Annotated in this window: 11 protein-coding genes and 3 tRNA genes; 13 read left to right on the top strand and 1 reads right to left on the bottom strand. The window is 58.0% G+C overall.

Annotated elements, in window-relative coordinates; translation table 11 throughout:
* The 11 genes from PGS25_RS11690 to PGS25_RS11640 all read left to right on the top strand — a co-directional run bounded on the left by PGS25_RS11690 (position 1) and on the right by PGS25_RS11640 (position 9,188).
* Positions 1-444 carry a DUF1934 domain-containing protein gene (locus PGS25_RS11690; RefSeq protein WP_118361062.1) on the top strand — a complete coding sequence of 148 codons (444 nt, stop codon included), beginning with the start codon at positions 1-3 and terminating at the stop codon, positions 442-444.
* A gap of 39 nt (positions 445-483) precedes the next feature.
* Positions 484-2,181: an arginine--tRNA ligase gene (gene argS / locus PGS25_RS11685; RefSeq protein WP_270418809.1), complete on the top strand. Its 1,698-nt coding sequence runs from the start codon at positions 484-486 to the stop codon at positions 2,179-2,181.
* 291 nt (positions 2,182-2,472) lie between these two features.
* Positions 2,473-3,957 (top strand): S41 family peptidase, encoded by a 1,485-nt coding sequence (locus tag PGS25_RS11680; protein WP_270418807.1) that lies wholly within the window; start codon positions 2,473-2,475, stop codon positions 3,955-3,957.
* A gap of 54 nt (positions 3,958-4,011) precedes the next feature.
* Positions 4,012-5,043 (top strand): hypothetical protein, encoded by a 1,032-nt coding sequence (locus tag PGS25_RS11675; protein WP_270418805.1) that lies wholly within the window; start codon positions 4,012-4,014, stop codon positions 5,041-5,043.
* A 340-nt stretch (positions 5,044-5,383) separates the two neighbouring features.
* A complete protein-coding gene (gene prmA / locus PGS25_RS11670; protein WP_270418803.1) occupies positions 5,384-6,346 on the top strand; it encodes a 50S ribosomal protein L11 methyltransferase in 963 nt (320 codons plus the stop codon).
* A gap of 78 nt (positions 6,347-6,424) precedes the next feature.
* Positions 6,425-7,150, top strand: coding sequence for a 16S rRNA (uracil(1498)-N(3))-methyltransferase (locus PGS25_RS11665; RefSeq protein ID WP_117489875.1), 726 nt, complete (start codon positions 6,425-6,427; stop codon positions 7,148-7,150).
* A 25-nt stretch (positions 7,151-7,175) separates the two neighbouring features.
* A complete protein-coding gene (locus PGS25_RS11660) occupies positions 7,176-7,958 on the top strand; it encodes a hypothetical protein (RefSeq protein WP_270385183.1) in 783 nt (260 codons plus the stop codon).
* A gap of 92 nt (positions 7,959-8,050) precedes the next feature.
* Positions 8,051-8,827 (top strand): transglutaminase domain-containing protein, encoded by a 777-nt coding sequence (locus PGS25_RS11655; RefSeq protein ID WP_270418802.1) that lies wholly within the window; start codon positions 8,051-8,053, stop codon positions 8,825-8,827.
* A 121-nt stretch (positions 8,828-8,948) separates the two neighbouring features.
* Positions 8,949-9,025 (top strand) — tRNA-Met (locus tag PGS25_RS11650).
* Between the two features lie 9 nt (positions 9,026-9,034).
* Positions 9,035-9,109: transfer RNA gene (locus tag PGS25_RS11645), tRNA-Glu, on the top strand.
* A gap of 3 nt (positions 9,110-9,112) precedes the next feature.
* A tRNA-Val gene (locus PGS25_RS11640) sits at positions 9,113-9,188 on the top strand.
* A gap of 110 nt (positions 9,189-9,298) precedes the next feature.
* Here PGS25_RS11640 and PGS25_RS11635 read toward each other — a convergent pair.
* Complete coding sequence (locus tag PGS25_RS11635; RefSeq protein WP_270418801.1) at positions 9,299-9,565, bottom strand: hypothetical protein; 267 nt, start codon at positions 9,563-9,565, stop codon at positions 9,299-9,301.
* Between the two features lie 80 nt (positions 9,566-9,645).
* Between PGS25_RS11635 and yfmF the strand changes: the two genes are divergently transcribed.
* Positions 9,646-10,929 (top strand): EF-P 5-aminopentanol modification-associated protein YfmF, encoded by a 1,284-nt coding sequence (gene yfmF / locus PGS25_RS11630; RefSeq protein WP_270418800.1) that lies wholly within the window; start codon positions 9,646-9,648, stop codon positions 10,927-10,929.
* Positions 10,926-12,188, top strand: coding sequence for an EF-P 5-aminopentanol modification-associated protein YfmH (yfmH, locus tag PGS25_RS11625; RefSeq protein ID WP_270418799.1), 1,263 nt, complete (start codon positions 10,926-10,928; stop codon positions 12,186-12,188). The genes yfmF and yfmH overlap by 4 nt, the downstream gene beginning before the upstream one ends.
* The last annotated feature ends 1 nt before the right edge of the window (position 12,189 follow it).

The raw sequence follows: 12,189 nt of genomic DNA, 5'->3' as shown, positions 1-12,189 counted from the left end.
ATGAAGAAGGACGTTTGGCTGACGATTTCCTCGCAGCAGCAGTTTGCGGGCTGTGACGAGGAGAACATCGACCTGCAAACCGCTGCCACGCTGTACGAGCGCGGCGGAAAATATTACATCGCATACGAGGAAAGTGAACTGACCGGACTCGAAGGCACCAAGACCACCGTCAAGCTGGACGGCAAAACGGTTGCCCTCATCCGCACGGGTACGTTTCCCTCGCACATGCTGTTCGCTGAGGACGAGCGCCATGTCGGTCTGTATCAGACGCCGGTCGGCAGCGAAATGGCTATCGCCACCCATACCTCGCGGGTGCACAACACCATCGGCGAGAACGGCGGACACCTTATCATCGACTATACGGTCGAGGTGGACAACTCTCTCATGGGAGAACACCACTTTGAGATGACGGTATCGACCAAACCGAACATTCAGGTCGTTTAATAAAGTAAAAATAAGAGATTTAGATATAGGAGTGTACACATGAACGCATACGAAATCGCACGCGCCGAAGCAACCCGCGTTGTAGAAGCGGCGTACCGCAAGGCTGTAGCCGCAGGCGAGCTGCCTGAGGGCACCATTCCTCCGGTTGCAGTAGAGACCCCGAAGGATTCTTCCAACGGCGACTGGGCATCCACCTTTGCCATGCAGTGTGCAAAGCCGCTGCACATGGCGCCGCGCAAGATCGCGGAGAGCATCGTAGCCAACCTCGACCTCGAGGGCAGCTGCTTTGACACCGTGACCATTGCAGGCCCCGGCTTTATGAATTTCACGCTGAATCAGGGCTGGTACGAGCAGGCTGTCCGCGGCGTATTCGCCATGGGCGAGAATTACGGCCGTACCGAGAGCAAAAAGCCGGAAAAGGTCATGGTAGAGTTCGTTTCCGCCAACCCGACCGGCCCGATGCACATGGGCAACGCGCGCGGCGGTGTTCTGGGCGACTGCCTGTCCTCGGTTCTGGACTGGTCCGGCAACGACGTTACCCGTGAGTTCTACATCAACGATGCAGGCAATCAGGTAGACAAGTTCGCGCACTCTGTTGAGGGCCGCTATATCCAGGAGATCCGCGGCGAGGACGCCATCGAGTTTGACGCTTCCTGGTATCAGGGCGACGACATTAAGGCGCTGGCGCATGATCTGGTAGAGCAGTACGGTGACAGCCTGCTCGAAAAGACCCCGGAGGAGCGCTTCGCCGTTATCGAGGGTTACGGCCTGCCGACCAACATTGCCCGCATGGAGCGCGACCTCAAGCGTTACAAGATCAACTACGACGTATGGTTCCGCGAGTCCACTCTGCACGAGAGCGGTTACGTTAAGGAGACCATTGATATGCTGACCGCCAAGGGCGCAACCTACGAGACCGAGGACGGCGCACTGTGGCTCCGTTCGACCGACTTCGGCTGCGACAAGGACGACGTTCTGCGCCGTGCAAACGGTTTTTATACCTACTTTGCGGCGGATATTGCCTACCATCGCAATAAGTTTGAAAAGCGCGGATTCGACCGTGTTATCAACATCTGGGGCGCTGACCATCACGGTCATGTAAAGCGTCTGCAGTGCGCTCTGGATGCACTCGGACTGGACGGCTCGCACCGTCTGGAGATCGTGCTCATGCAGCTTGTCCGCATGATGCAGGGCGGCGAGGTTGTCCGCATGTCCAAGCGTACCGGCAAGAGCCTGACCCTGACCGACCTGCTCGACGAGATTCCGGTAGATGCAGCGCGTTTCTTCTTCAATTCCCGCGCGGCGGAGACCCAGATGGAGTTCGACCTTGACCTTGCTATCAAGCAGGATTCCGACAACCCGCTGTACTATGTGCAGTACGCGCACGCGCGTATCTGCTCCGTGCTCAGGAACGCACAGGAGAGCGGCATTGCGCTGCCGGATACCGGCAAGACCGACCTGTACGTGCTGACCGGCGCAGATGAGCGTCAGCTCATCAAGCAGGTTGCTCTGCTGCCCGAGGAGATCGTGCAGTCCGCTGTCAGCCGCGATCCGTCGCGCCTCAACAAATACGCCGTTGCACTGGCGCAGCAGTTCCATCATTTCTACAATGCCTGCCGCATCAAGGATGCCGAGCCGACTGTCCGTGATGCGCGTCTGACCCTGTGCCTGGCAGCAAAGCAGACCATTGAGAACGTGCTGAAACTCATCGGCGTAGACGCACCGGAGTCGATGTGACAACGTATAGGGGACTTCAAAAGTCCCCTATATACGAAGTATGGTTCTGGAGAAACCATACTTCGATACCCGAATGACGCGCTCCAAGAGCGCTGGGTCGGGGTAACAAAACCCACGCACATGTCGCGGGTTTTGTTGCGGCGCATGCGCCGCTGATTGAAAGCCGCCGTGTAACGGCGGCCGTCTGCGGACGGGACCAATGGCTCGGTTTTTCGGTAAAAAACCTGCCATGCGGTTACGTTTTGCAAGCAAAACGGATTTTTTGCCGCGCTGAGCGCGGAGGAGAACCACATGAAAAAATTAGCGAAAAGAATAGCGGCACTGGCGATGACGGCGGCAATGATGACCGCCTCCGCCGGTGCGATCACGCAGGACGGACAGAGCGAAACGTGGTTTGACGGCGTTTGGGCGCTCATTGATGCTTTCGGCCTCAAGGCAGAACATGATCCGTACGTTCTGCAGAACTATATCAATAAATATCTGGAAAAGCATCCGGATGAGATGTATGACGTGCTCAACGACATTCTCTCGCTGCTCGATACGCATTCCATGTATCTGTCGAGCGAGGAGTATTCGCAGGGATTTTCGACGCTTGAGGGCTTTGTCGGCATCGGTGTCGGCCTGCAGGAGACAGAAAACGGCGTACAGATCGCTGAGGTCATGCGCTATTCAGCGGCGGAGGAAGCCGGTCTGCAGATTGGCGATCTTATCGTGAAAATCAACGGTGAGGACGCAACCAAGCTGAAAAATGCCGATGTAGCGTCTAAGCTGCGCGGCGAGGAAGGCACGTCGGTCAAGCTGACCGTGCGCCGCTACGGACGGGACATTACCGTTACCTGTGAGCGCCGTCAGGTCAACCGCGTGTACGTTTCCAACAAGACGATGGCGGACGGTGTGGAGTACATCAAGGTCAGCGCCATCGGCTCGCAGAACGACTGGTCGGCGTTTTCGGAGATTTGGGACAGCCTGCCGTCCAAGAACACCCGTGCGGTCATTCTCGACCTGCGCGGCAACGGCGGCGGCCTGATCGACGCGGCGCTCAAAATGGCGAATGCTATGACACCGGTCAAGGATGCAGAGCTTGCCGGCGTCCGCTACCGCGACGATATGGGCGGCCTGGAGCAGACCTATTCGACCGGCAATGCGCTGCCGCTGGGCAAGATTGTCGTTCTGGTGGACGGCGGCACGGCTTCCGCGGCGGAGCTGCTGGCAGGCAGCCTGCAGGACACCGGCTCGGCGACACTCATCGGCAGCAAGACCTACGGCAAGGGACAGGGTCAGTTCCACATTGATCTGGTAAACGGCGACAAGCTGGTCATCACCACGCTGGAACTCGAGCTGCCCAAGCAGGGCTGCTGGGAAGGCGTCGGCCTGACGCCGGATATCCAGCTGGAAAACCGCAAGGTTACGGTCAATACCAAGGACCTGAAACCGCTCGATACGAGCACAACCCTGCGTTTTGGCGACAGCTCGGACGCGGTTTACGCCATGACCGAGCGCCTGTCGCTGCTGGGGCTGCTCACCGAAGCAACCGGCAGGTATGACGGCGACGTAGCGGACGCGGTAGCGTCCTTCCGGGCGGCTTACGATCTGCCTGCGGCGCTGTATGCGTCTCCGGAGATGCTGAGTGCACTGGACGAAGCGGTTACTGCGCTGAACGGCCAGACCTATCTGGTGGACGATCAGCTGCAGAGCGCACTTGAAATGTGCAGACTGGCGGCGGCAAAACCGCAGAAGTATATCGTTAAGAGTGACGGCAGCTGGACGAAAAAGTAAACTTTATCAACTGAAATATGAATATTTTTCATCTTCTTAGGAGGAAGAACAACCTTGGATATTCCTTTATGTCAATCCGAGCATAAACCGCAGCTTTTGCTGAACGATCCGGCGGCAATTCCGCTGTATCATACTGCGCCTGAGCGGTTTGCAGGCGCGCTTGCACCGAATGCCGAATTGTGTGATGCATGGTCTGAAGAACTGGCACCGCTGCCGGTCGGCCTGGCGCTCGCGTGCCCGCCCGAACCCGATGCGGAGCACTGCGAACGCCCGATCACCATGCACTATATTGAGCAGTGCAAGGATGCCTTTCGTCCGCTGCTGCACGACGATGCGGCGTTCTATTATCTGCATGGCGCGCCGACGTTTCCGGCACTGCGTGCCGCTGTGCTGGCTCTGGGCGATCTGTGCGGCCGAACGGTAATTGCGGAGCTGAATGTGGAGGACGATGAAGGCCATCTGCCGGACGGCACGGATGTGCGGGCGGCTATCGGTGTGCTGCAGCGCATTGGCGTTACGACTGTGCTGATCAGCGCACACGATCCCGAATCGCTGACGCAGGCGCTCGAAATCGCGGCACCGTATGCGCGGCTGTCGCTCGGCGTGTGCATGCACGCGGACTGGCTGTCTCAAACCACACTGTACAACACTGAGGTCATTGTGCCCGACATTACGGAAGCATTCGTCGCAGCGCTGCACGGCAATCAGGTGGCGTGCAAAACGCTGCCGCGCGATCACGATGATTTTATCTGTGCGCCGGATGGCAAGCACGCGCATTTTATCGCTCCGACCATCGACATTTCAGATGAGATCGAGTGCGGTCCGCATCTGGATGAGGATCTCATCGAAGCCGAGGATGATTCGGGTGCGTTCAAGCTGCTGCTCGAAACCGAAGAGGATGTTGTCACACTGGAGGAATCCCGCTATATGATCTCGCGTCCGCTGTGCCTGTGCGCGGAATCTGCCGACCTGCTGGAGCAGGGTCTGCGGGTTTTTCCGGGACTTGCGCTGTATGACGGCACATGGGAGCAGGAAGACGCGGTCATTTCGTACTTTGAGACGAAATACGGCATGATCCGCTTATAGGGGACTTCAAAAGTCCCCTATATACGAAAGACGGTTCCGGAGAAACCGCCTTTCGATACCCGAATGACGTGCCCCAGGGGCACTGGGGCGGGGAAACAAAACCCACGCACATGTCGCGGGTTTTGTTGCGGCGCAATGCGCCGCGGATTGAATGCTGCCGCAGAGCGGCAGTCGCCTGCGGGCGGCCGCTATCCTTGCGCGACTTCTTGGTCGCGCTGCGGGACCAAAGACTCGGTTTTCTGGACGAAAACCGGTCTTGTAGTTGCAATTATGCAAGCAAATTGTTATTGAATACCGCGCGGAGCGCGGTTATCTGGATAGGAAAGGCAGGGTGGAACCTATGGACTGGAGAGAAGTTACGATCTACACGACGACCGAGGGCATCGGTCCGGTCGAGGCACTGCTTGAGGACAACGGTGTAGAAGGCTATGTGCTTGAGGATGCGGCGGATTTTGAAGAATTTCTCAAGGACACCGAAATATACTGGGACTATGTAGACGAGGATCTCGTGCGCGAGAAGCGCGCGCAGGAAACCTGTCTGAAGATTTATCTGCCGGACAGCGACGAGGGTGCAAAGCAGTACGCGGATATCCGTGCCGCGCTGGAAAACCTCAAGGCACGCGATGAGGAGCACGCCTGGGGCCGACTGTGTACCGAAACCGCGCTGACCCGTCAGGAGGACTGGGAGTGGGGCTGGAAGCAGTATTTCAAGCCGTTCCCGGTGGGACGCGGCTTTATGATCAAGCCCTCGTGGGAGACGGTTGAGGACCCGCAGGGCCGCCGTATCCTTGAAATCGACCCGGCGTCGTCCTTCGGCACCGGCAGCCACGACACGACCCAGCTGTGCATGATGGCGCTCGAGGATGCGGTAAAGCCGGGTGACAAGCTGCTCGATATGGGCACCGGCTCGGGTATTCTGGCCATTGCGGCGGCTATGCTCGGTGCGGATGTGCAGACTATCGTCGATATCGACGAGAACTGCCTGAAAACTGCACACGAAAATGCGGAAAAGAACCATGTTGAGATCGGCAGGGGTCTGTGCGGCGACGCGCTGCGCGACCCGAAGCTTGCCGAGGACATCGGCGGCGGCTACGACGTGATCGTGGCGAACATCGTGGCTGATGTCATCATCGGCATGTCGCCCATGTTTGCGGATAAGCTGGTCAAGGGTGGTACGCTGATCTGCTCCGGCATCCTCAACGAGCGTGCCGAGGAGGTGCGCACGGCGCTGGAAAAGAGCGGATTTACGATTCTTTCGCACGAGAAGAGCGATGACTGGAGCGCTTTTGCTGCGAAAAAGTGATTTATTTCAGGATTCACGGAATGTTCACTTGCCAAACGGCTGTTTTTTTGCTAAAATAGGAAAGGTTATTTGATTATTATGCCTCGATTTTTTGTCGATCAGCAGCCGCAGGACGGCGTGCTGACCCTTACCGGAGAAAACGCGCATCATGCGGGACGTGTTCTGCGTCTGCGCGTCGGCGAAGGTGTTACCCTGTGTGACGGTGCCGGAATGGATTTTGACTGCACGGTGGAAGCCGTGGAGAAGGAAGCCGTGACCTGCCGGGTCGTAAGCTGCCACGCGGCGGATACCGAGCCGAAGCAGGCTATCACGCTGTTTATGGCGCTGCCTAAGGGCGACAAAATGGAATTTATCGTGCAGAAGGCGGTAGAACTCGGCGTCAGCCGTATCGTGCCGTATCTGTCCAAGAATTGCGTTTCCCGACCGGATAAGACCGAAAAGAAGGTGGAACGCTGGCGTAAAATCGCTGCCGAGGCAGCAAAGCAGTGCGGCAGAGGACGTCTGCCGGAGGTGGCAGCCGTTGTACCGGTCGCTCAGGCGATCGTGCAGGCGGCGCAAAGTGAAACGGCACTGTTTTTCTACGAAAACGAGAAGCGGACCGGTCTGCACGACGCGCTTGCAGGCGGTGTCAAGGACACGGTTTCGCTGATGGTCGGGCCGGAAGGCGGCTTCGATCCGGCTGAGGCAAAGGCAGCCGTGGACGCGGGACTGCAGAGCGTTTCGCTCGGTACACGCATCCTGCGGTGTGAGACTGCGCCGATTGCGGCGCTTGCGGCCGTGCTCTATGCCGGTGGCAACATGTGAGAAGAAATAAAGGGAGTGTTAAACATTGGCAAAAAACAATGTGGGTAAAAAGCCAATTTCTCAGGAAGAGTATACCACCAACAAGGTACTCGCGGTATTCAGCGTGTGCCTGCTCGGCGTGCTGGTGCTGATGATCCTCGAGCGTCTGCTGGGCTACAGCAACACTTGGAAGACCGGCGTGCTGGTAACGCGGGTGCTGCTCGGCGTGGGCATTGTCGGCGCAGCAGCCGGCATTATCATGCTGGGACAGGAGCATGCAGGCAAGCGCAGCAGCGTGCGCCGCATCGTATGCGGACGCAATATGCTGATTGCAAGCATCGTTGCCATCGTATTCCTGACCGCGATCAACTACTACGGCACCATGCCGATCAAGGCGATGTATGTTGTTCTGCCGGTTTTGGCAGTGTATTATCTGGTGTATCATTCTTATGCGCCGGAATTTTTCCTGATTGCAGTAGATACCGGTGTGGGTGTTGCGGCGATGCTGGTGATTCACCGTGCACTGGTTTCGGCTAACCATACGTGGATGTCCACCGTGGCGGTAGCAGGTACCGCGGTGCTGGCGCTGATCCAGATCGGTGTTACGGCTTCTCTGCGCCGCAAGAAGGGCAAGTTCACCTTCCGCGGCAGCAAGATCGACACCCGGTTCAGCAAGAACGCGTACCTGATGCTCACCATTACGCCGATCGTGATGGTAGCGCTGACGGCAGTCGTTGTACTTGCGGCAAGTCATGTCATGATCGCACTGGGTGCGGCAGCGGCATATCTGTTCATCACTGCGGTATATTACACTGTGAAGCTGATGTGATAATTGCATTTTTGTCGAAGCGCGGTGCGTTTTGACGGTTAGACAGCGGGCGGCGCAGCCGCCCGCTTTGTCATACCCGAAGGAGGGGACGTATGAGACGATTTTTCGGCTTTCTGCTGACCATGACTCTGCTTGGCGGCGGTGCATTCTGGCTGCCGTATCTGCAGGCGAAGCCGGTGGATAATGTCTATCAGGCGGCAGGTCTGCTCCGGCAGGACGCGGAGAACGGCGGAAACGGCGTTGCCTTCCGCGAGGACAACGTGGACGCGGACGAGGTGTACAGGGCACTGGAGGCGCAGTATCCATACGCATTCGCGCTGCACGCGGTAACACGGCCGAATAAGACCATTGAGCTGAACACTGAGGTTTCTCGGCAGGCGCGGCAGGAGCAGGCGTGGGAGTACGCCAGGGTTCTGGCGGCAGGCTCGGTTTCGCAGACCATGACGGCCGAGGAGAAGCTGCGTGCGCTGCACGATACCCTCATCCGTCAGTGTGAGTACGATGTGGATACGGCAGAGGAGGACGCTCCGGACGGCTCGGCACCCGCTTTCGCGGCAGACGGCGCGCTGCTCGATCATAAGGCTGTGTGTGCCGGTTACGGTCGCGCGTATGAGATGCTGTGCAAGGCGGCAGGCATTCAGGTCATCTATGTCGCATCCGAGGAAATGAACCACGGCTGGAATGCTGTGCGGCTGGGCGGCACAACATATTACATCGACTGCACGTTTGACGACCCGATTCCGGACAGAGGCGAATATGTATCCGATCAGTATTTTATGCTCACCGGAGAAGAGCTGGCGCAGACGCATACTTGGAATGAGGCGTTCTACGAGCAGCTTCTGGACAGTCTGCAACAGGGCGGGAAATAGCGGAAAAATCGGTTCCAAAACTTTTTCAAAAAAATTTGAAAAAAGGTGTTGACATTTACTCGATTATGGACTATACTAAACAAGTCGTCAGCGAGCGGGCGATAACAACGGAAAAGGATATGGCGGTATAGCTTAGTTGGCTAGAGCGTCCGGTTCATACCCGGAAGGTCATTGGTTCAAGTCCAATTACCGCTACCATTTTCCCTTGGCCCGTTGGTCAAGCGGTCAAGACACCGCCCTTTCACGGCGGTAACGGGGGTTCGATTCCCCCACGGGTCACCACTTGGAAGTTTAGCTCAGCTGGGAGAGCATCTGCCTTACAAGCAGAGGGTCAGCGGTTCGAGCCCGTTAACTTCCACCACGAAAACCACTCACGAAAGTGAGTGGTTTTTCTTTTTGCCTTTAGAAACCACTGGCTTTTCGGGGGCACGAGTTTCGTCAGCAATACGCCCTGTCTGGGCGGGAGGTTTTTCACTTGAAATCAAGCGAGGAGTTGCGCTCTGCGGAGCGCGGGGCGCGGCACGTTCCCGCCGTCCGCAGACGGCGAATCCCCCGCTGAGGTTCAGCGGAAAACTCTCCGCCCGGAAAGGGACGAACACGCTTGCGCGGTTCGAGTACCCCACTCAGCCGGTGCTGAGAAATGCCGCCCGGATAGGGCGAACCGCCTGCGCGGTTCGTGCATCCCAGCGGGTCGGTGCCGGAATAGCCTGCGTTGCGGTTAAACCACCGCAACTTCACATAAACTACGTTTGCGTTACTCCCACATATACGGTATAATATAACCCGTTAGACAAACTTTTCCGGAATCGAGGGAAATTATGCAACAAGTGACCCGAAAAACGCTGGGTGCGGGAATCAATCTCACCTGCGTGACCACACCGAAGTTTAAGCGGGCAGTGCTGCGTGCGATGCTGGTGCTGCCGCTCGGCGGCGAGGATGCCGCGCTGCGCGCGTGTCTGCCGCAGGTTTTGCGCCGCGGCACGGCCAGGCTGAACGATATGCAGGCGTTCGGCACCGCGCTCGATGAGCTGTACGGTGCGCGTATTGAAGCTGCAGTGCGCAAGGAGGGCGAGAACCTGTGCATCGGCTTTCTGTCCGACTGTATTGATGAGGCTTATGCACCGGGAGCCGACGGCCTGACCGCCGGTGTGATCGGTCTGCTGTGCGATCTGCTGTACAACCCGTATCTGCAGGACGGCCTGTTCTGCGCCGCCTATGCAGAGGGAGAGCGCGGCAACCTGATCGACCGCATTGCTGCCCTTAAAAATGATCCGCGTTCGTGGGCGCCGCGCCGGCTGAATGAGATCATGTGCGAAAACGAGGACTACGGCAAGTCCGCGCTTGGTACGATCGAGCAGGCGGAGCGCATTACATCGGAAACGCTGTACGCGGCCTATCGCCGCGCGCTGAGTGAGGCGCAGGTGGAGCTGTTCTACTGCGGTACGATGATGCCGGACGAGGTGGAAGCGCGCTTCATGGCAACGCCGCTGGCCCAGCCGCGCGAGGGCACGCTGTATCAGCCGCACACGGTCGTGCAGGCGCGGCCTGTTGGTGACGTTCGTGAGGTCGTTGAGGATGCCGAGGTAACCCAGGGCAAGCTGTCACTCGGCTTCCGCACCGGCGGTGCATCACTGACCGGCGGAGAACCGGCGGCGTACTGGATGTTCCAGACCATCTACGGCGGCTCGACAAGCGCGAAGCTGTTCCTCAACGTGCGAGAGAAAAAGTCGCTGTGCTACTATGCAAGCGCACAGTTTGTAGCATCTAAGGGACTGATGATCGTGGGCTCCGGCATCGAGAACAGAAATTTCGAGGTCGCACGCGATGAAATCCTGCACCAGTTGGATTTGTGCCGTGCAGGCGAAATTACGGACGCAGAACTCGAAAGCGCACGCAAAACGCTGGTCAACGGCTGGCGCACTATGCTCGACGACCCGCTTACACTCGAGCGCTACTGGATGGGACAGGCGGCCGCAGGCACGCTTGTATCGCCCGAGGCGCGCATCGAGCAGGTGGCCGACATCACGCGCGAGCAGGTCATTGCCGCGGCACAGGGCACAGCGCTTGACACGGTATTCTTTATGAAGGGAGCGGCAAAATGACAAAGAATGATTCCGCTCTGCACGAGAGTATGCAGACCCGCACGCTGGCAAACGGTCTGCGCATCTGCTATCTGCCCAAGGAGGGCTTCAGCAAGACCTTCGCCATTCTGGCGACCGATTTCGGTTCGGTGGACGCATCGTTCACCTTTGAGGGCAAGCGGTATGACACACCGGCGGGCGTTGCGCACTTCCTTGAGCATAAGATGTTCGAGGATGAGGACGGCAATGCACTGCAGAAATTCGCCCGCACCGGTGCAAGTCCGAACGCCTTCACAAGCCACACCATGACGGCGTATCACTTTTCCTGCACCGACCGGTTTGAGGAGAATCTGGAGATTCTGCTTAAATTCGTGTTCACGCCGTACTTCACGGATGAAAACGTGGAGAAGGAACGCGGCATTATCAATCAGGAGATCCGCATGGTAGAGGACACACCCAATTGGGAGGTGTTCGTCGGCGCGTATGAGGGCCTGTACCGCAATCATCCGGTGCGCGTGTCCATTCCGGGCAGCGAGGAGAGCATTTCGCATATTACACCGGAGCTGCTGTACACCTGTCACCGTGCGTTTTACAGTCCGAAGAACATGGCGCTCGTGGTGTGCGGCACAGCGGACTTTGAGCAGGTATGCCGCATGGCAGAGGAGATTTCACCGCAGGACGCACCGGAGATCGGTCAGCGTCATTACGGCGAGCGCCGCGCGGAAGTCCATCAGCCGGTTGTGACGCGCAAAATGCAGGTGTCGCTGCCGCAGTGTATGGTCGGCTTTAAGGACGTACCGGTTCCGGCAGGCGAAAGCCGCCTGCGCCGCAGTCTGATCGGTGATCTGGCGGTGCGTATTCTGTGCGGCGATACCTCTCCGCTGTATGCAAAGCTGTACGAAAAGCGGCTGCTCGGACGCGATTTTGATGTGGATTACTCGCTTATTCCGGATGGCGCATGCGCGATCCTCGGCGGCGAGAGCCGAGATCCTGCGGCTGTGCGCGAAGCGCTCGAGCGGGAGACTGCACGGCTGGCGCAGGAGGGCATCGAGCCGAAGCTGTTCCGCCGCATGAAGAACGCACTGTACGGCATGCGTTTGCGTATGCTGGATGTGCCCGATCTATATGCACGGCAGGAGATCGCGTCTGTTTTTGCGGGCGAGCATTATCTGGATTTTGCCGGGCTGTTTGACACCATTCATGCGGAGGATGTGCAGGAAATGTTCCGCCGCTGGGCACAGCCGAACCGCTCGACCATGTCGGTGGTAGAGCCGAAGTAAC

The sequence above is a fragment of the Butyricicoccus sp. AM78-15b2TA genome (genome assembly GCF_027665985.1).
In the GTDB taxonomy this organism is placed as follows: Bacteria; Bacillota; Clostridia; order Oscillospirales; family Butyricicoccaceae; genus Agathobaculum; species Agathobaculum butyriciproducens.
Note: the sequence above shows the minus strand (reverse complement) of the source record. Positions and strands in the feature narration are given on the sequence as shown.